A 19,379-nucleotide genomic window follows, 5' to 3' on the forward strand; every position below is an offset into this window, starting at 1 on the left:
CAGGGGCAACAATATTACTTTCATCTTAAAGCGATTCTGGATTGAGTCGCCCCATTTCCCAAGTTGTGTAAGTCCCGATCGGACTCCAAATCAAATACGGCAGCAATAAAAGTGCGGCAATTCCTGAGATTGGCAGAACTAAGAGGGTCAGAACTAGTCCCAAAATAAATCCAAGTCCACCCACGATCGTGCCGTTGCGTAAACTTCTTGTCCAAAGTAATACCGGAGAGTAAGCAACGATGAGCGCTTCCACGAGTGCGTAGAATGCCATCAATCCCCAATTCTGCGATCGTTCCCAAACGATGTAAGCCGACCATGCTCCGCAGATAAATACCACTGTCCAAATCAGCGGAATCGCTTTCTCAAACGTGAGCCATCTCGGACGCTGCAATCGATTAAACCATTTGACATCTTTGGGGCGAAGGAAGCTGCTTCCAAGGGCAATTACAAAAGTCACAATACCAATTACAAGCCATGAAGGAAGCATACAAAGAGCGCTCCAAACGATCTGATTTGTATTGTGTCAGAGTGGGGAGTTGGGGAAATCGATCGCAAGAGTGAATCTAGACTGAGAGGAAATAATCGAGGCTTGAATTAAGAGTCCGCTTCACTATTAAGGTATAAAGATACATCTGACCGAATCCAGTGGTATACCGTCCATGTCGAAAGCGATCGTTTCTTTATTTTCTGGTTGTGGAGGCTTGGATTTAGGATTTAATCAAGCTGGATTTCGGACAATCTGGGCAAATGAATACGATAAAAGCATCTGGGAAACCTACAAAAAGAACTATCCCGAAACCGTCTTAGATCAGCGCAGCATCAGAAGCATTCCTTCCGAGGAGATTCCTGAGTGCATTGGCATTATTGGAGGTCCACCTTGCCAAAGCTGGAGTGAAGCTGGAACGCAAAAAGGGATTGATGATGCTAGGGGTCAGCTTTTTCTAGAGTATGTCCGGGTTTTAAAGGATAAACAACCCCTCTTCTTTTTAGCCGAAAACGTTTCTGGAATGCTTCACAAAAAGCACCTTCCTGCATTACTTTCAATCATTACTAGCTTCGAGAGAGCGGGCTATTTAGTAGCACACAAGCTTTTAAACGCAGCAGATTATGGCGTTCCTCAAGATAGAGAGCGGGTGTTTTTTGTGGGCTATCATGCTTCTCTAAAGAAACGTTTCAACTTTGATTTATTAGAAAAGTTTCACCATCAATCTCAAAATCTACAGAATGCAATTTGGGATTTGAGAAATTTAGCGATTCCTGCTCAAGACAAGAATAAAACAAACGGAGAAGCCTGCAAAGTTCCTAATCACGAGTACATGATTGGCGGTTTCTCTAGCCACTACCTTTCCCGTAATCGAGTGCGTTCTTGGAATGAGCCTTCGTTTACGATTCAAGCAGGCGGTCGTCACGCGCCGATGCACCCACAGGCAAATAAGATGATTTACTTAGAGAGAGATAAATTCATTTTTGATCCTGATTCGCCTCATTCATATCGGCGTTTATCCATTCGAGAATGCGCCAGAATTCAGACATTTCCTGATAATATTCTCTTCTATTACAGAGATCTATCAGATGGATATAAGATGATTGGAAATGCTGTTCCTGTAATACTTGGACGTGCGATCGCTAAAGCGATTTATTATGATTTATTTGAAGTAAGCGAAGCCGAAGATACTCCTAGTTTCCCATTTAATAAGACGTTTCAACTTAGTTTAGAATTGTAGATTTCATGAGTAATGCCAACATCTTGAAAGCAGTAAAAACAGTTATTGAGAATCCAATTTCTGACGTTGTAACTTACTATCGAAGTCGCAATAGAATTAACGCTGTAGGTGATTCTTTAGAGCTATTCATCAAAGATATCTTCGCTAATACGCTCAATGTTCAAAGTGAAGAAGAAAGATTGACGGCTTATGAAGATGTGTATTCGTATTTTGGGAATGCAAATAATCCACCTGATCTCATGATTGCAGGTGGGGATGCGATAGAAGTGAAAAAACTGGGTTCAGAGTCTTCTACGATCGCTTTAAATAGCTCGTATCCCTCAGCAAAGCTATTTGCAAATAGTCCGATGCTCACAAGCGCATGTCGAAGCTGTGAAGCGTGGACTGAGAAAGATTTAATTTACGCGATCGGTTGCGTTCAGCAAGAAAAACTTCGTTCTCTCTGGCTCGTGTACGGAGATTGTTACGCAGCAAGTCGAGAAGTCTATGAAACTGTTAAGCAGAGGATTGTAAGAGGAATCGCAGGCATTCAAGATTTTGAATTTAGCATTACTAAGGAACTAGGAAGGGTAAATAAAATCGATCCCCTCGGAATCACAAGTTTGAGAATTAGGGGAATGTGGCAAATTGAACATCCTCGTAAGGCTTTTCAATATCTAAATATTTCTCTTGAACCGAATGATTCACTGAGAGTGGTTGTCCTGTTAAGAGAGGAAAAATATTTGTCCTTACCCTTGGAAGATAGAAGATGGCTTGAAGCGACGACTTCCAATCAACTGAACATTACTGATGTCAAGATTAAGTCCCCTGATAATCCTGTAAAACGTCTGCCAGCTAAACTGATCATCTACCAAACTTAGATCTCTTGATAAAGTTATCAAAGCGATTATTGTTTCTGTTGTACTTCAGCATAAGCAGCATAAACGCCTTTGACGTTGTACCAGTTGAGAAAAATTCGGGCGACTTGTTCAGCGAGTTGGGGCTTTCCTTGATTGATTAGCGATCGCATAACAGGCGCAAGGGTTCTCTCATTTAACGCGCCACCCAGGGACAAAACTCCCCACAAAACTCGATGAATCCAAGTCATCTGAATCATCATTTTTACATCCCAAGTCGGATGTTTTTGATAAAACACAACTCCCATTCGTCCCCGCTGAAGTTCGACATCAATTAGGCGCGGAATTTGATCTAAAGAGAAAGCAGGATGCCAATGATATCCAACGGCTTCAGGGCATTTAATTAATTTCAATCCTAAGTTTTTCAACCGCACACCAAGTTCTAAATCTTCCCAACCGTATTGTTTGAATCCGGTGTCGAAGAGTCCTGCTTCGATTAACCAGTGACGAGCGATCGCAACATTTCCTGTTGCAAAGTAAGCCGCAGAAAAATCTGTCAGCTTGTAAGGTTCAGAAGTTGGATTATCAAAGTTCGCAGTATTGATTACGCGACCATAGGTAAAAAGGCGATCGCTGCCTAATTCCTTTTGTCCTTCCATTAAAGCTTCGACGTGCGATCGCAAAAACACTTCCGTTACGACTAAATCGCTATCGATAAATACGATCGTGTCTCCTTTCGCCTGTTCTACTCCAAAATTTCGTGCGCCTGCCGCTCCTTTGTGATCCTGACAGAACAAACGAACGTGAGGAAACTCAGTCGAATTCGACAACCATTCGACCGTGCCATCCGTTGAGCCATCATCCACGACAACGACTTCGTAATCTGAATATTGCTGATTTTCTAGCGCTCTCAAGCACTTTTCTAGAATCGGTTTGCGGTTGTACGTCGGAATCACAACACTCAAAAACACAGCGATCGTCTCCTCAATGGCACGTTCCTAGTATCCTCGATCGCAGTTCAACCCAGTCGAGTTCCTGACTTTGAGAAATTCTGTCGCAAGATAGATTCGTGATCCCGCAGGTTTGATCACGGAGACTCGGACAGCAATCTTTCTTTAACTCGAATTCTGTGCAACTTCTGACGTGTGATACAGAAGTTTAGCGGCATAATTGTAAACTTGATTGTTCTGACGTTACAGAGAGCGGAAATTTATGGGTCGTGCGAAGAAAGTTGTGCTGGCTTATTCAGGTGGAGTCGATACATCCGTTTGTATTCCATACCTCAAGCAAGAATGGGGTGTTGAAGAAGTCATCACTCTAGCGGCGGATTTGGGACAGGGAGACGAATTAGAGCCGATTCGCGAGAAGGCACTCACCTCAGGGGCATCGGTGTCACTGGTGGCTGATGCAAAAATGAACTTTGTCAAGGATTACGCCTTTCCAGCGATTCAAGCGAATGCGCTCTACGAAAATCGTTACCCGCTCTCGACTGCGTTAGCACGCCCGTTGATTGCGAAACTGCTCGTAGATGCGGCGGCGGAATATGGAGCCGATGCGGTCGCTCACGGGTGTACTGGGAAGGGAAATGATCAGGTGCGGTTTGATGTGGCGATCGCGGCTCTCAATCCTGATTTGAAAGTGCTGGCTCCTGCTCGTGAGTGGGGCATGAGCCGCGAAGAAACGATCGCGTATGGAGAGCGCTTCGGCATCTCGTCCCCGGTGAAGAAAAAGTCGCCTTACAGTATCGATCGTAATTTGCTCGGTCGCAGTATTGAGGCAGGTCCACTTGAAGATCCTTGGACGGAACCGCTGGAAGAAATCTATGTGATGACGAAAGCGATCGAGGATACACCCAACGAACCGGATTACGTTGAAATCGGCTTTGAGATGGGAATTCCAGTCAGTTTAGATGGTCGCGTTTTGAATCCGATCGATTTGATTTCCGAATTGAACGATCGGGTCGGCAATCACGGGATCGGACGGATTGACATGGTGGAAAACCGCTTAGTCGGGATTAAGTCTCGCGAGATTTATGAAACGCCTGCTTTGTTGGTGTTGATTCAAGCACACCGCGATTTAGAAAGTTTGGCACTGACCGCTGATGTAACGCACTACAAGCGAGGAATTGAGGAAACCTATTCGCAGATGATTTATAACGGCTTGTGGTATAGTCCGCTCAAATCTGCGCTGGATGCGTTTGTGCGGCAGACACAGGAGAAAGTGACGGGAACGGTTCGGGTGAAATTGTTTAAGGGCAATTCATCGATCGTGGGTCGTAAATCTGAGCATTCGCTGTATACACCGGATCTTGCAACTTACGGAGCGGAAGATCAGTTCGATCACAAGGCAGCAGAAGGATTCATCTATGTTTGGGGCTTGCCGACTCGCGTTTGGTCGCAGCAGCACCGGAAATAAGGTGAGTTCAGATTGATTTGTGCTCGGCGAATGGAATTCACAGCTATACAAACAAAGTGTGCCTCCGCACACTAACAGCCATTGCCAAAGATTAGTCCGTCTTCACGGACTTCGTTTGTATAGCCGCGAATTCTATTCGCCCAGGCGCATCATTTTTTTCAAATCTTATTCAGTCGGCAGTTTCAGTCGGCAGTGAAGATTTTGCTGCTTCCTGTCGCTGAGTTTTGAGCGATCGAGTAGTTGCCCGGTAAGCATCCATGAAGGTTCGGAAGCCTTCTTGGGTGATTTCTTTTTTGATCAAACTGGTTTCAACTTGTTGCAGCAATGCAGACAAATCAGACTGAGATGGTTCTTGGAAACTGATCAAAGCTTGAATGTATCGATCGCACAAATCCTCAGAGCTATTCTCAGCGCATCGTTGTAATACTAATCGGGCTGTATTGTAAGCATCATTAAATACTCGAAAAGACTGTTGAGTAATTTGATCTTGAGCGAGTGCAGTCGCAGCTTCGATTAATAATTGCTCTAGAGTTTTTTGCTGAGATCGAATGTGGGACTGTCGATCGATACCTTCCAACTCTCCAGGAATTTCAATCGATGCGATCGCTGAATTGATATATCGATCGGCTAATAATTTACGATCGTCCGCTTGTTGTTTCAATCGCTGCCACCATTCCCACAATCCAACTAAGCTTCCGGCTGGAAGAGTGGTTAAAGCGATCAACAATCCGCCATTCTTGATTAGGAAAGAAACCAAGAATGAGATTAGCGTTGGCTGATCGCGCTCGTAATATGCGATCGCTCCTGGATGCAGTGCAATTCCTGTTCCTTCCGATGCACTAGGGCGTTTAATGCCAGCCACTAATGGACGCAGATCAGCATAAGATTCTGGAATCGCATTGGCAATCTCGCGTTGATGTTCCAGGATTGTTTGAGTAATTTGTTTAACGACTCCAGCATCGATCGTCTGACTCGCAACGAGAAGCCGCTTCAGCGAGATAGAAGGCAGATCAACGGGTGGAATGGCGGGATAACCTTGATACACTCCCATTGGAATCAGAGCGGGTTCTAGCGCGGGATGGCGAACTTGTAGCGCTTTGGCTTGCTCGATCGGTAAAATTTGAGCGCGAGTTTGCTGAACCATTTGAGTAATGTAATCGTTATTCAGCGTTCGCACTCGGAACATTGCATCGACTTGTTTTTGCCGAAAAAGATCTTCTGCTTCGGCTCCAGTCGCGAAAGTTAATTGAAAATCTTCAAGCTTCAATCCGTAATGTTCAGTTAATTCTAGAAACGAATAGAATTCACCGCTGTTTGGTTGCAGAACAATTTTATGTCCGACTAAATCATTCAAATTATTCAACCCAGATTTCGACTGAACAATCAGTTGAAACATGTCCTCAAACAGAACAGCGACCGTTCTTGCAGCCCGTCCACCAGGGAGATCCGCTTGAACGATCGCTAAATCTGCCGCTCCTTTTTCAAGCTGCTCAAAGTTCTCATCGCTCCCACTCGTCGCAATCACCGAAACATCGAGTCTGGGATTGTTCTCCTGAATCACTTTCGCGATCGCGTTTCCCAAAATAAAACTCTCCCCTTGCGGCTCTCCACAGTCGAGGTTTAGATGCGTAATCCGATGTGAACTAATCGCGACCCAATTCACACTAATCACAGCGAATACTAAAGACAAAGCAAGCAGAATTTTCGACGGGAGTGAAAGCTGAGTGTTTGTCATTAGAGTCGAGTTAGATGGGTTGTAAGCCGAGACTTTTCGCTTCCTCTAAAGACACATCTGGAAGAGCTTGAAGCATTCCATCCCAGGTTTCCTGACTTTGCAGAGCTTCTATCACAACGGGAAACGGTTCTGGCAGAATTGACCGAAAATCGGCTTCTTCTGCAAACTGAATTTTGAACGCTAACTGCTCTTGAGGAGGAACAAACTGAGCATTCACCCCTTCTCGATTGCCTCTAGCATCCATGCGATACCAGCCGATTTCTGGCAAGTACACACCATTCAAGCCATGTAAGCAGTACGGCGCACCCTGATCATCAATGCTCAATCGTTGATAGCAAAATCCTGCTGGAATTCCGTTCGTCCGCAGCAACGCAGCTAATAAATGACTTTTGGCGTAGCAATATCCGGTTTTGTGTTGCAGCACATCAGAAGCCCGACAGGTAATCGGATTCATCTGATAGTCAAAGCTATGGCGGATTTCGTCTCGAACCCACTCAAAACAAGATTTCGCAATCGCGCTCTGACTCTGACATCCCGCTGCAAGCTGTCGAGCCTGTTCAACGATCGCGGGATGTTGCCAATCAATGATCTCGGTTGATTCTAGGTACTCTTTCATTTAATTGCGCTGATTGTCCACCACAAAGCCAGGTTCACTGCTTCCAGGAACGCGCCAATCTTCATTCTCGCCGCCGACGATCAGAGCATCGATCGTGACAAAATCCTTGCTCAACTGTTTGAGGGAATTGATCAGAATGTCAATGGCGATCGCATCACTCGTTCCCAAATCAAACCAGCAGCGACCCCAATTGCTTTCATACTCAAAGTCGCCCATATTGTGCATCACAGCCATCATGCTATCAGCAGCAACATCCTCGTCATAAGGCATGTAGCTGACTTCTAGCCCTGCATCTTGGACTTGCAAATTCTCAGCATTAAAACCTCCCAGTTTGCCAAGGAAAAACCAGGAGCTAAACACCTCTTCGACATACTGTTTTTCCATCTCGGAAGGCACAGTATTAAACTCAACCCAAAACCAGACGTTAAACGGATCAAACTCGCGAAACTGAATACGCATAAATAGAAATTCAGGCAGTTAAAAATCGTTGCCTAAATTCTATTTTAACCCTAGTTCTACAGTGGCTATGCGCTGCGTTGTGGGCGGATTGTGCCCCCAAACCCCCAATTCTGGGGGCTAAGACTCTTGTTCCCCCAAACTTGGGGGTTAGGGGGCACGATTAATCTTGCAATTCACGACTAATTCAGGATTGCTACCCTTCATCGAACTCACGATCCTATCGCTGTCCTACTCGTTGCTGTGCGTTGCGTAATTCTCGCTCAATCTGGCGAACAGTCACAGAAGGAAGCTGATCGCGCTTAGTCAGAGCCTTTTGAAACAGTGGAATGCTCTCACTATGACGCTGACTGCGGACGAGAATTTGAGCCTTGAGATAGCTGAGTTCGGGATTATCTGGAGCGGCTTTTAGCGCATTATCGATCGCTTGCAGAGCACGATCGAACTGTTTAAGGTCGCGATATCCAAGCGCTAATCCTCGATCGGCAACGTAACGCGGTTGAGCCGTAGTTTGCAAACGAGCGATCGCATCATCCGGACTCGATAATGGCAGATTCAGCGCTGTTGAAAGCAGCAAATCGATCATGCCTTTGATCAAATTGAGTTCGGGATCTTTCGGATCGATTTTTTCGGCTGCATCCAAATAGCGAAAGGCTTCCTGAAGATTGCCCAAAATTTGAGGAATGCCGCGAACGGTTCCTTCTGTCGCTGCAACGTAGCCACTCTCAAAAATCGTACCTACAGCTTGATAGAGATTGCCCCGGAGCGGGTCAGATTTGGCTAACTGTTGAGCGACACTGCGAGTTTGCGCGGCGTAACCTCTGAATTCGTTGAGTCGCGTCTGTTTGCGTCCTGGATCAGATTCACCTTGCAAACTGACATAAGCGATCGCACCTTTGAGCGCAAAGGAAAGCGGCTCATTTGGATCAGCCTGCTGCAAAATTCGAGTGGCTTCGGTGTAATTGCCTTTCTCGAAAATTGCCCGAAATGCGGCTTCAGTTCGATCGCTAATTGGACGTGGATTACTTGTTCTAAACGGATCTTTTGCCAGCGACGGAGTTGCGAACATTCCAATCGTTAGCGCGATCGCACTTGCTTGTTGAGCCAGCTTCCGGGATAGCCACTTCACCATATTGTTTGAGTTTTTGACGCATCGGAGGTAAGAGACGATTTTAAGCGATCGCAGGTTCCATCGATTTAATCACGTCTGTCTGGATGAACCCAGGTTAAACTGAGGGTTGCCCTAGCCATTCACGAGTTCATGCTTTATCTGCGCGATTTGTCCTATCATCCGACTGCGACCCCAGAGCCGATTTTGAAATCCATCAATTTAGAGGTTGCACCGCAGCAATTAACGTTAGTCGTTGGACCGAGTGGATCGGGGAAAAGTACGCTGCTCGAAATTTTGGCGGGTTTGGCAGAACATACGAGCGGAGAGATTTTCTGGCGCGAACAGGAATTGAATTTTCTAAATATGCAGCAGTTGTGCGGGCTGGTGTTTCAGTTTCCCGAACGGCATTTCTGTGGCGGCACGATCTTAGAAGAATTGCGCTTGGGACACCCCGAATTAAGTAGCGATCGCATTCACGAAGCCCTTCAAGAAGTCAGCTTGGATCATTTGCCACTTTCAACGGCTCCTCATGCGCTAAGTGGCGGACAACAACGACGATTGGCGTTAGCGGTTCAATTGATTCGCCAACCGAGCATTTTGCTACTCGATGAACCCACGGCAGGCTTAGACTGGTCAATTCGTCGGCAATTGGTTCGATTACTTGCCAAGCTCAAAACTCATTGGAGTTTGCTAGTCGTCTCACACGATGCAGGCGATATGTTAGAAATTGCCGATCGCTGTTGGTCGCTGCGTCACGGTGAACTAAAAGAAGTCGCTCCTGAAGAACTTTCTCCAGACCGATTGGAGCGCGTCAAATGTTAGTCGCGTTACCGGAAATGATCGATCTTTGGAAATCGACTACGGGCTGGTGTCCAGATGAGAAAGCGCGATCGCAGTTTCAACAGTTTTACGAACTCGTGATCACAGGCAATCAACAGCAGAATCTCACTCGTATTACCGAACCTGTTGATTTCTGGGAAAAACATTTATGGGATTCGCTGCGGGGAGTTTTCCCGAAAGTCACTGAGTCGAATTTAAGCGCGATCGACATCGGAACTGGAGCCGGATTTCCAGGAATTCCAATGGCGATTGTGCGTCCGGATTGGAAAGTGACTCTGCTCGATTCGACGCGGAAAAAGGTCAATTTCCTACAAGAGAGCACGAAAGCGTTGGGATTAAGCAATGTTCGATCGATGGTCGATCGCGTGGAGCAAGTTGGACAAAGTTCTGGACATCGAGAAGCTTACAATCTGGCAACCATTCGCGCAGTGGCAGCAGCTTCAGTTTGTGCGGAGTATGCGTTACCGTTGCTCAAAGTTGGTGGAATTGCCGTCTTGTATCGCGGACAATGGACAGACGAAGAAGCGATCGCACTCGATCGAGCAGTGCAAGAATTAGGCGGAATTGTGGAAGAATGCGATTCCTTTGAAACTCCCCTAACGCACGGGGTTCGACACTGTTTATATTTGCGGAAAACAACTGCAACCCCCGCTGAATTTCCAAGAGCGATCGGCATTCCGACTCAAGATCCGCTCTGAATTTATCGATCGATGAGTTCTTGTTCGAGTTCTGCTTCGGTGAGAAGTTGTATTCCGTTAGCGAAAGCTGCGATCGCGAAATGAAACACTGTGATTGATTCAGCGGAAGCATTGAATTGTGAAGCGATCGCTGTGTTTGCTTTAAGAAACACTGTGTTTGATGAAGCGATCGCTGTGTTTACTTCACAAAACACTGTGTTTAATTTCGCAAAAGCTGTGTTTGATGAAGCGATCGCTGTGTTTGCTTTAAGAAACACTGTGTTTGATGAAGCGATCGGGGTTCAAAGCGGTAGCTTGATTGTATCGGATGCGATCGCTATTGCTAATTTCTGCTAACCTACCTCCAGAGAACAACTGGTGATGTATCTCAGATCGTCTCACTTTGGGCAAATTTGGCGAGAACCTCTGCTTCGGTTAGATTCAAGGTCTGATTAGCAAATTCGTAGTAGCCCGGTTTCATATCGATATAAATTTGCTCTTCAAACTCAAACTTAATGTCATTCTGAAATAGACCAACTGGAATCGAGTATTGGTTGGTCGGCAGTAGTTTGTAGAACAAATGAGTGCCGCATTCACTACAAAACGCTCTTTCAGCCCATTCTGAAGACTGATACACTTTCAGCTTGTCAGCACCCTCGATCTGCACATCCGAACCACAAGAAACTGCTAGTGCTGGTCCACCTCCCCAGCGCCGACACATTCCGCAATGACAAGCATCAAGGCGCTTTTGGTCTGGTGTTCTGAGGGTGATTGCACCGCAAAGACATTTCCCTTCCATTTTATTACCTCTGCTGTTTAATGACTGAAGTAAGATTAGTACATCTGTTCAAAATAATCAAGCGCCCAAGCGATAATCAGTGCAATTAGCGACTGGATACTTAATGAAGATTAGAGGGACAAGAAACAGTCTTTTTCTACTTCCCATCCCTACTAATGCTCTAACTCGCCTCAGACTTCAAAAGCCGATCGATTAGCGATGCCGAACGTTGAGCATTAGGATTATTAATCTCGCCAATTCAGCCGTTAAAGATTTCTTGTACAGTAATCACAGTAATTGCCCAATTCAATCCTGCTTCATTCAATCTCGCAATGGCTTTTGGATGTCCGCCGAGAAACAGTGAAACGTGAACAGTATCAAGAATCCGTAACGTCATTCGATATCATCCAAGGAATACGCAGGAGAATCATCGCCAATTTCTCGTTCTTCTCGGAGTGCTTTGACGATCGCTGCAAAATCCGGATCGTTCTTAAAAACGCCTGCAAATTTCATCCAAGGTTTCTCAGTTTCTTGTGGCGGATTCAAATCAACGGCAAGAACTTCGAGCGTGGACAAACGTTCTGATAGAAGTTGCTGAATTGCTGCGTGCTGCTTCGCAGATACCGCAAGGGTCGCTTCTCCACGAGTAGAACGAGTGACCGCACATTCGAGTAACGCTGGAACGACTGCCCGAATCTGCCCATCCGGTTGTTGCTCTAGCAAAATTTGAAGCGATGAACTAGGCTGAACCGAAGAGACATGGAGATTCATGACACGAATGGTTTGAAGCTGTAGCTTGATTGTAGCGGATGCGATCGCTCCTTAATTAACTATATTTTGACCATCTATCTGTAATGACAGAAATCGAAATTTCAGAACGAATAATATCTGCACAAACTTGGTTGACTCGATTGAAGACTTTAATATAGCGATCTGAATTACAATAATCGTCGCTTCTTGAGATTTCCTTTGTTTCTGCGATCGCCCAAGTATCAGCAACAAAGCGAATTGTGGTCTCCACGTCGCGGTTACTGCTCATCATAATTGTTGCAATAGCACAACGTTCTGATTGATCGATATTGCAGACCTTAGCTAGACTACGAAGTGAGTCAATCTCCGCCCGAACTTCTTCTTGAGATGCAAGGTCGTTTTTCCATGCCTCAACCGTTTTCAAAACTTGCATTGATTGCTGCTGAAATTGTAATGGAATAAACTTGAGTACAGTTCGCACACAGCGGCAAATCGCGCGGATTAGAATCTTTTCCTCGATTTCAAGCGATAATGCAAACTCCGCCAGTGCATTTCCACGCTGGCAACTGTTCCACCAAGCAAGATAATCTGAATCACAAGAGATTGCTTGATCGTAGGCTTGGGCAAGCTCAGGGCAATGACTTGGATCTGACAAGAAGTTGATAATTTTCGGCATTCGGCAACTCGCCTCTCGTGATTGCGTTAGTTAGAAGTGGGGAGATAGTAGCTACTTTCATCTCCCCAACGCTCTAACTTGCCTCAGATTTCAACAATCGATCGATTAACGAAGCCGGACGTTGAGCATACTGCCACGCAAACGCATGACGAAACGCCGCATCCTGACACGCCTGCAACTCCTCAAACCCAATCACATCTTGAGTGAGCAGCGTTTCATACTCAAACGGCAACCGCACATCATTCAATCCCGCATTATCGGTACAGATTGCAATATCAACTCCTGCATCGAAGCATTGATCAAACACCGCTTTCAGTTGCCGAACTTCCTGAAGCGTTCCCGTTTTCAGATAAGTAGTCGGGCACACTTCTAGACATTGATTTCGCTGCGCCACTTCTTTCATCAAATGCGGGTAACGGAGCGGAATTTGGATGCCATGCCCGATTCGATTCAAAAAGGGCAGCAGTTCAGGATAATTGCCTTCAGTTTCATATAAATGACAAGTTGTATTCAGATTGAGCGATCGAGCATATTCAAACAACTCGATAAACTCTCCCAACCGTTCCCCGTAATACGAATCGCCACCTGCTAAATCGATCGCGCAAATATATTCAGGCATCTGAGCCGCCAAATCGACGATCGCTCGATTCACCTCATACGGCAATTTCGAGTGCATACAGAGAATTTGGCTACTAACGATTGGATATTCCTTCAACCGACTTGCACGCCCGACGATCTGAGCAATTTCGGTCATCTGCTCGATTCGCCGCGACTGATCCAAGGTTGGATTCGTTCGCAAATAAGGCGTATAGCGAAGTTCCAGATACGCCAAATTCTCGAAAATGTACGCACCCCGCATCAAACGATAAATAAAATACGGCAACGCTTCAGCGGTTTGAACTCCTTCTACGATCGTATGAAGTTCCAAATACTCATCCAGCGTATTACGCGGTCGAGTATAAAAATCTTCAAACTCTGGATAATTGGAAAAGCGATCGATTAACTCCGACTCGCTGCGTTCTAAATAGCGCCACAAGATGCGAGGAACAACCGACCCGCCCAGGTGACGATGCAATTCTGCGTATAAAGCCACGGACACCTCTGATATTTAATTCTGATGATTGTTCTCTATTCTGACCTGTCCGTTTAAAGTTGACAGGCACTTTGTAATACCAAAACCAAAGATTCAAACTTAAGAACGACCGATCGTAAAACCCTCAGTGCCTCCACAGGCTTATACAATGAGAAATAGACCGCCAATTTGAATGACTTTTAAGGGAAACAGAAATGGATTTGGTTGCACTTCAAGGGATTTTAGATAATTTGTCCTTTGCCGTTTTATTCGCGACGATGCTGATTTACTGGATCGGTGCAGCCTTTCCACAGATTCCCTACGCCTCAACCCTGGGAACCGCTGGAATGGCGATCGCGAATCTCTCAACGGCTACGCTGCTCGCCGCTCGCTGGATCGAAGCGGGATATTTCCCCCTCAGCAATCTCTATGAATCGCTCTTTTTCCTCGTCTGGGGCATTACGACGATGCACCTGATTGCAGAAAATATGAGCAAGAGCAAACTGGTTGGAGTGGTTACGGCTCCAGTGGCAATGGCAATTACAGCATTTGCCGCGCTCACTTTGCCCGATACGATGCAGGCTTCCGCGCCTCTAGTTCCAGCTTTGAAATCGAACTGGCTAATGATGCACGTTAGCGTGATGATGTTGAGTTACGCCACGCTGATGGTCGGATCGTTGTTAGCGATCGCATTTCTCGTCGTGACTCGCGGACAAAATATTGAACTCAAAGGAAGCTCGATCGGCACAGGAAGTTACCGCGAAAAATCCTATCAACTCCACCGCTCCGAAGAGGTTAGCGTGAATGCAGGCGGAACGGCAGTTTTAGAAAAAACAACCCTTTCCCCGCAACGTCTGACGCTTGCCGATACTTTAGACAATATTAGTTATCGAGTCATCGGATTAGGATTTCCGCTTTTAACGATCGGCATTATTGCAGGCGGCGTTTGGGCGAACGAAGCTTGGGGATCGTACTGGAGTTGGGACCCGAAAGAAACTTGGGCGTTTATTACTTGGCTGGTATTCGCCGCTTATCTGCACTCACGAATCACGAAAGGATGGCAAGGACGACGACCCGCACTTCTCGCAGCAGCAGGATTTGTCGTCGTTTGGATCTGTTATTTGGGAGTGAATCTTCTCGGTAAAGGACTTCACAGCTACGGTTGGTTCCTATAATGTCACAGAGAACGCGATCGACGAGGAATGAGAATGGATAACGGATTTACCCCAATGAATGAAGATGAAGTCTTGTTCGTCGATCGAGGTCGCGTGTTGATGAACAATCCAACCTTCAAAGTGAGCGAATTTCTCGATCAACTGGCACAAGTCATCAGTGAACAATCCGATGAATGGTCAGAAGATAGCGAAGCTTGGTTTGATGAAGGCTTGGAATGTGAAGCTTTGAGATTCAATTCTGGAACAGGTTGGCAACGCGGACGAGTTCGGATTCGGTTGGAATTCGCACCCGCGAGACAACCAGAACGACTGCCGGAACGATCGTCAGCGCGGCAACCGGAACCGTTGACGAAATTAGAACCGTTATCCGATCGACCTCGCCCTCGCAATATCGACGACATTTACGCGGACGAAGACGATTATTAATCTCGGACTATGGCGAATTCTTGGACTCCGATCCACGCTCAAATTCATCGATCGATTCGCCATCGCAATCTATTACAGAAAAATCAATCGATTCTGATTGCCGTTTCGGGTGGGCAGGATTCGATGTGTCTGGCGCAATTGATGATCGATTTACGATCGCGTTGGAATTGGCATCTCGCGATCGCACATTGTGATCATCGCTGGCGTTCCGACTCTCAACAGAACGCCGAGTATGTAGCAACTCTAGCCAAACAATGGAATTTACCGCTTCATCTAAAAACCGCAGATTCCGTTCCCGCCAATGAAGCAGAAGCTAGAAACTGGCGATACGCTCAACTTCAAACGATTGAAGGATTTAGCGCGATCGTGACTGGACATACCGCAAGCGATCGGGCTGAAACACTTTTATTCAACTTAATTCGAGGAAGTGGAGCCGACGGATTACGATCGCTAAATTGGACACGATCGCTCAGTCCAACTCAAACCCTAGTGCGTCCATTACTAGAAATAACTCGCTCTCAAACGGGTGAATTTTGCCGCGATCGCAATCTTCAAATCTGGGAAGACAGCACGAATTCAGATTTAACGTATTCAAGAAACCGAATTCGCCAAGAATTGATTCCTTATCTGAAAACGCACTTCAATCCCCAAGCTGAACAGCATTTAGCACAAACGATCGAGCTTTTATCCGCAGATGTTGATTATCTAGAAGATGCTGCACAAGAACTTTACAAAAAAGCGATCTCAGAAGAAGGTTTCGATCGTAAAGTTCTCTGCCAAGCCCCGATCGCGCTTCAACGTCGAGCAGTACGGCACTTTCTAATTCAAACCCTCAACTTCAACCCAAATTTTGAGCAAGTTGAAAAATTCGTCGCGCTGATTACCGCTCCAAATCGATCGCGGACTGATCCGTTCATTGGAAGAACGATCGCAGAAGTCTCAGGCAATCTCATCTACCTGAAAGAACTACCCTAAGCCATCACAAATTCTGGCTTTTGAGTCAGGCTAGAAATCACCGCTTTCATTTCCTCGATCGCTGCATATTGCCCGCCCGATTGTGCGATCGTTTCAAGCTGCTGACCCATTGACGCGATCGAATCCTGAATCGGTTGTAACATCTCCTGATACAACGCCACTCGACCCGCAATTTCCGCTGCTACAACTCTTTGAGCCTGCAATGCTTCTTCAAACTGCTTCAATTCGTTGCGTTTTGCATCCTGTTCACCAGTTTGACCATTCACTCGATCCTGGGCTTGCTGCATTGCGGCTTCAATCTCTCGAATCTGCGCCTCAATTTGCTGCAATTCTTCAGACTGCTTTTGGCGTTGCGCTTCGATTTGAGCAAACACGATCGAGAAATCGATTCCATCTCCATCCGGTTCAGCCCCACCCCGACGCACTAAAACCATCTTGTGCTGGCGCAAAATGACTTCTTTCTCTTTCAAGCTGCGACGCTGACCGACTAAAGTTTGATGCAGAAACTCATACGCATCTTGCTCATCCACGAGTTCCGTTTCTAAACTCATGCGATCGAACTCACTCGCCTGAGCAATCTTATCTTTAAGTTCCTGAATCTCTTTCTCTTTCAGCCGTAGTTCTTCTTCCTGTCCATGTACGAATTGAGAGGACTGATCGAACTCCCGCTGAATTCCTTCAACGATCGATCGGAGTTCCTCAAGCGACATATTTTCCAAAGCTTGAACATCAACTTGAGGCAAATCGCCGTTTGCGCCATCGATCGTATTCTGAATTTTCTGGTACAAATCGCTATGGTATTGAATCTGAGCATTTAGCGATCGAGCAATTTCCTGTTTGGCTTCCAAAACCGATCCTTGTGATTTCACTTCGATTCTGGCTTGTTCGAGTGCTTCTTGAGCCTGATACCAGGCTTGCCACTGTTCAGCAATATTGTGTGCTTGCTGATCAATCTCGTGGTGCATCTGTTTAACCGACTGACGCTGCTCTTCCAGAGTTTGCCAATGATGACCTAGTAGACTTTGTTGGTAGTCGAGCAGTTCATGGCACTGCTGCATTGTTTCCCGCGAAGTACCCGATTCCATTAAGCGATCGAGCAATTGATAAAGCTCTTGTGCCTTCGCTTCATCCAACACACAAGCACCCAGCAATTCAGCCTGACGCTCTTCTAACTGCTGCTTTTGTCCGTGTAACTGTTCCCACGCCCCTTGTAACTCTTGGCGATTGCGCTCCAATTCTTCCTGTTGGCGCAACACCTCATCCCGCATCGCCACAAATTCTTGGCGTTGCTGATCCATCTGCTGACATTCAGCCTCAATAATTTTGAGTTCTTCCTGCCGAGCTTCCATCTCCATTTCTCGACGGGTCAATTCCTGACTCTGATAAGTCAGCGACTCGTTCCACTGCTCGATCTCAGCTTCTTTCGTCTTAATCTTGTCTTGAAGCCGCGAGAACGTCTGTAAGATATTCGCGATCGGGCGACCGGCTTCCTGAACGCGCTGCACCTGCTTATTGCCAGTCAGATCGACGAGCAAAAGCGTCCCAGGGCTGAATTTACTTGCTTCATCCGCCGCTACGACTTCTTCTGCGGTAATCGCGCTCCAATTCTGTTCCCCGCGCTGACAAGCCAGTAACTTCAGTTCAGACTTACCACTGCCCATGAAGTTGCCTTTCTTCTGAACCACTTCTGCTAGATACAGCACACTAATAGCCTCTCCTTTCGATGCCCAATGCTTTGATTAATGTGCCCGCATTGTTTGCGTTCTACCCATCGCGATCGAAAAAATTATCGGCTTTGCAAAATCTTAGTCTTAGAAAATTCCGGTACACCCAAGCATTAATAGATACAATGTGTGGACAATTCACGCGGGTTAATGGCATAGCTTCATGCAAGGACAGCTAAGTGAAATTGACATCAGAAGTATTCTGCAACTGATCGAACTCGGTCAGCGAACGGGCGAATTATTTGTCGAGGCATATTCAGGCAGTACGAATCGCTTATCCCGTCAGCATCCCTCCTGGTTTGTCTTTTTTCTCAACGGTCAAATCGTATACGCAGGCGAAACCGAATCCGATTTCTCTCGTCTGCGAGATTACTTACATCGATATCGATTGGAATCAACGATCGACCAAATTCCCGCCTCGTCGATCGCAACTTTTAATACGCCTGAGTACGGTTGTCTCTGGGCACTTCTGGAAAATCACTTAGTGACCCCAGAACAGGGAAGAAAAATCATCCAAGGCATGGTGCGCGAAACTCTGTTTGATTTGCTCAGTCTGCATCATGGCTCATTTGTGTTCGAGCTAGGAAATCCGCTCACTCCGCAACTGCTCACAATGGAGATTGCGCCACTCGCGACAAAAATACTGAAGCAAGTCCAAGACTGGAAACAGCTTCACCCGTATTTACACTCGCCCGATCAATGTCCCACGATCGGGAATTCAACTTTATTAAAAGCGGCACTTCCCGATACTACTTTTCAAGCGCTCGATCGCTATGCCGACGGGAAAACCTCAATTCGGCAAATCGCTCGATATCTGAATCGCGATATTTCTACCGTTGCGAGGGCAATCTATCCGTATGTTCAGCGAGGATGGCTGCACCTCAGCAATCCTACTGTGCAATCCTCACCTCCTCGCACTCCGAAGGCTCCCAAGGTCGTCTGTATCGATGACAGTCCGACGGTTTGCAAGGCAGTAGAATTAATGCTGGATCGCAACGGCTACGATATCAGCACGATCGAGAATCCACTGACTGCCCTAAGTTTGGTGTTTCAACTTAAGCCCGATCTGATTCTCTGTGATATTACGATGCCAGAACTCGACGGATACGAAATCTGTGCAATGTTGCGGCAATCCACCGCATTTCGGCAAACTCCGATTATCATGCTGACGGGCAAAGATGGATTTATCGATCGAGTCCGAGCGCGAATGGTCGGAGCAACAGATTATTTAACCAAACCGTTTGGAGAACATGAGATTTTGATGCTGCTAGAAAAATACATTGGTGTTGGTCAGCCCGAACATCTAACGACCACACAGCAAGTTTTAGATGCGCTCGAAGCCGAATTAAATTTAAATGCCTCGTGAAAATACCAGTTTTTGCGCCAGTATCAG

22 protein-coding genes are annotated in these 19,379 nt (G+C 46.3%); 10 read left to right on the forward strand and 12 right to left on the reverse strand.

Going from position 1 to position 19,379, the window contains the following annotated elements; translation table 11 throughout:
* Positions 1–25: 25 nt before the first annotated feature.
* Positions 26–487 (reverse strand): TspO/MBR family protein, encoded by a 462-nt coding sequence (locus tag ACQ4M5_RS18900; protein WP_430677219.1) that lies wholly within the window; start codon positions 485–487, stop codon positions 26–28.
* A gap of 172 nt (positions 488–659) precedes the next feature.
* Between ACQ4M5_RS18900 and ACQ4M5_RS18905 the strand changes: the two genes are divergently transcribed.
* Entirely contained in the window at positions 660–1,724 is a 1,065-nt protein-coding gene (locus ACQ4M5_RS18905; protein WP_430677220.1) for a DNA cytosine methyltransferase, read from the forward strand.
* A gap of 5 nt (positions 1,725–1,729) precedes the next feature.
* A complete protein-coding gene (locus ACQ4M5_RS18910; protein WP_430677221.1) occupies positions 1,730–2,584 on the forward strand; it encodes an NgoPII family restriction endonuclease in 855 nt (284 codons plus the stop codon).
* 26 nt (positions 2,585–2,610) lie between these two features.
* Here ACQ4M5_RS18910 and ACQ4M5_RS18915 read toward each other — a convergent pair whose 3' ends face one another.
* Complete coding sequence (locus tag ACQ4M5_RS18915) at positions 2,611–3,531, reverse strand: glycosyltransferase family 2 protein (RefSeq protein WP_430677222.1); 921 nt, start codon at positions 3,529–3,531, stop codon at positions 2,611–2,613.
* 241 nt (positions 3,532–3,772) lie between these two features.
* Here ACQ4M5_RS18915 and ACQ4M5_RS18920 point away from each other — a divergent pair, with 241 nt between their 5' ends.
* Positions 3,773–4,975 carry an argininosuccinate synthase gene (locus ACQ4M5_RS18920; protein WP_430677223.1) on the forward strand — a complete coding sequence of 401 codons (1,203 nt, stop codon included), beginning with the start codon at positions 3,773–3,775 and terminating at the stop codon, positions 4,973–4,975.
* A gap of 169 nt (positions 4,976–5,144) precedes the next feature.
* On the opposite strand, the gene ACQ4M5_RS18925 is transcribed toward ACQ4M5_RS18920, so the two are convergent.
* From ACQ4M5_RS18925 to ACQ4M5_RS18940, 4 genes are all read right to left on the reverse strand, one after another.
* Positions 5,145–6,710, reverse strand: coding sequence for a TAXI family TRAP transporter solute-binding subunit (locus tag ACQ4M5_RS18925; RefSeq protein WP_430677224.1), 1,566 nt, complete (start codon positions 6,708–6,710; stop codon positions 5,145–5,147).
* A 10-nt stretch (positions 6,711–6,720) separates the two neighbouring features.
* Positions 6,721–7,326, reverse strand: a complete 606-nt coding sequence (locus tag ACQ4M5_RS18930) for a transglutaminase-like domain-containing protein (RefSeq protein WP_430677225.1) — start codon at positions 7,324–7,326, stop codon at positions 6,721–6,723.
* Positions 7,327–7,785, reverse strand: a complete 459-nt coding sequence (locus ACQ4M5_RS18935; RefSeq protein WP_430677226.1) for a DUF3531 family protein — start codon at positions 7,783–7,785, stop codon at positions 7,327–7,329.
* Positions 7,786–8,002: 217 nt separating this feature from the next.
* On the reverse strand, positions 8,003–8,914 hold the full coding sequence (locus tag ACQ4M5_RS18940) for a Sll0314/Alr1548 family TPR repeat-containing protein (protein ID WP_430677227.1): 912 nt from the start codon (positions 8,912–8,914) through the stop codon (positions 8,003–8,005).
* Between the two features lie 129 nt (positions 8,915–9,043).
* Between ACQ4M5_RS18940 and ACQ4M5_RS18945 the strand changes: the two genes are divergently transcribed.
* The 3 genes from ACQ4M5_RS18945 to ACQ4M5_RS18955 all read left to right on the forward strand — a co-directional run bounded on the left by ACQ4M5_RS18945 (position 9,044) and on the right by ACQ4M5_RS18955 (position 10,767).
* A complete protein-coding gene (locus ACQ4M5_RS18945) occupies positions 9,044–9,715 on the forward strand; it encodes an ABC transporter ATP-binding protein (RefSeq protein WP_430677228.1) in 672 nt (223 codons plus the stop codon).
* Entirely contained in the window at positions 9,709–10,431 is a 723-nt protein-coding gene (rsmG, locus tag ACQ4M5_RS18950; RefSeq protein ID WP_430677229.1) for a 16S rRNA (guanine(527)-N(7))-methyltransferase RsmG, read from the forward strand. Before ACQ4M5_RS18945 ends, rsmG begins: the two co-directional genes overlap by 7 nt.
* Before the next feature lie 90 nt (positions 10,432–10,521).
* Positions 10,522–10,767 carry a hypothetical protein gene (locus ACQ4M5_RS18955; RefSeq protein WP_430677230.1) on the forward strand — a complete coding sequence of 82 codons (246 nt, stop codon included), beginning with the start codon at positions 10,522–10,524 and terminating at the stop codon, positions 10,765–10,767.
* A 31-nt stretch (positions 10,768–10,798) separates the two neighbouring features.
* Here the strand turns inward: ACQ4M5_RS18955 and ACQ4M5_RS18960 are convergent, their stop codons facing one another.
* From ACQ4M5_RS18960 to ACQ4M5_RS18980, 5 genes are all read right to left on the reverse strand, one after another.
* Positions 10,799–11,209: a GFA family protein gene (locus ACQ4M5_RS18960; RefSeq protein WP_430677231.1), complete on the reverse strand. Its 411-nt coding sequence runs from the start codon at positions 11,207–11,209 to the stop codon at positions 10,799–10,801.
* 238 nt (positions 11,210–11,447) lie between these two features.
* The gene (locus ACQ4M5_RS18965) at positions 11,448–11,585 is read right to left on the reverse strand and encodes a hypothetical protein (protein ID WP_430677232.1); all 138 of its coding nucleotides are present in this window, start codon (positions 11,583–11,585) and stop codon (positions 11,448–11,450) included.
* Entirely contained in the window at positions 11,582–11,959 is a 378-nt protein-coding gene (locus tag ACQ4M5_RS18970) for a hypothetical protein (RefSeq protein ID WP_430677233.1), read from the reverse strand. The genes ACQ4M5_RS18965 and ACQ4M5_RS18970 overlap by 4 nt, the downstream gene beginning before the upstream one ends.
* Positions 11,960–12,014: 55 nt before the next feature.
* A complete protein-coding gene (locus ACQ4M5_RS18975; RefSeq protein WP_430677234.1) occupies positions 12,015–12,614 on the reverse strand; it encodes a hypothetical protein in 600 nt (199 codons plus the stop codon).
* Positions 12,615–12,687: 73 nt separating this feature from the next.
* Positions 12,688–13,707, reverse strand: a complete 1,020-nt coding sequence (locus ACQ4M5_RS18980; protein ID WP_430677236.1) for an adenosine deaminase — start codon at positions 13,705–13,707, stop codon at positions 12,688–12,690.
* 194 nt (positions 13,708–13,901) lie between these two features.
* Between ACQ4M5_RS18980 and ccsB the strand changes: the two genes are divergently transcribed.
* Genes ccsB through tilS form a run of 3 tightly spaced genes read left to right on the forward strand, consistent with a single transcriptional unit; the run spans position 13,902 to position 16,262 of the window.
* Positions 13,902–14,861, forward strand: coding sequence for a c-type cytochrome biogenesis protein CcsB (gene ccsB, locus ACQ4M5_RS18985; protein WP_430677237.1), 960 nt, complete (start codon positions 13,902–13,904; stop codon positions 14,859–14,861).
* Positions 14,862–14,894: 33 nt separating this feature from the next.
* Positions 14,895–15,287, forward strand: coding sequence for a KGK domain-containing protein (locus ACQ4M5_RS18990; RefSeq protein ID WP_430677238.1), 393 nt, complete (start codon positions 14,895–14,897; stop codon positions 15,285–15,287).
* Between the two features lie 9 nt (positions 15,288–15,296).
* On the forward strand, positions 15,297–16,262 hold the full coding sequence (gene tilS / locus ACQ4M5_RS18995; protein ID WP_430677239.1) for a tRNA lysidine(34) synthetase TilS: 966 nt from the start codon (positions 15,297–15,299) through the stop codon (positions 16,260–16,262).
* Here tilS and hmpF read toward each other — a convergent pair.
* Positions 16,259–17,965 (reverse strand): pilus motility taxis protein HmpF, encoded by a 1,707-nt coding sequence (gene hmpF / locus ACQ4M5_RS19000; RefSeq protein ID WP_430677240.1) that lies wholly within the window; start codon positions 17,963–17,965, stop codon positions 16,259–16,261. The two genes, tilS and hmpF, sit on opposite strands and share 4 nt — an antisense overlap.
* Positions 17,966–18,149: 184 nt before the next feature.
* Here hmpF and ACQ4M5_RS19005 point away from each other — a divergent pair, with 184 nt between their 5' ends.
* Positions 18,150–19,352, forward strand: a complete 1,203-nt coding sequence (locus ACQ4M5_RS19005; RefSeq protein WP_430677241.1) for a DUF4388 domain-containing protein — start codon at positions 18,150–18,152, stop codon at positions 19,350–19,352.
* Positions 19,353–19,379 lie beyond the last annotated feature (27 nt).

The organism is Leptolyngbya sp. AN10, from assembly GCF_050565645.1.
Taxonomy (GTDB): Bacteria; Cyanobacteriota; Cyanobacteriia; order Leptolyngbyales; family Leptolyngbyaceae; genus Leptolyngbya.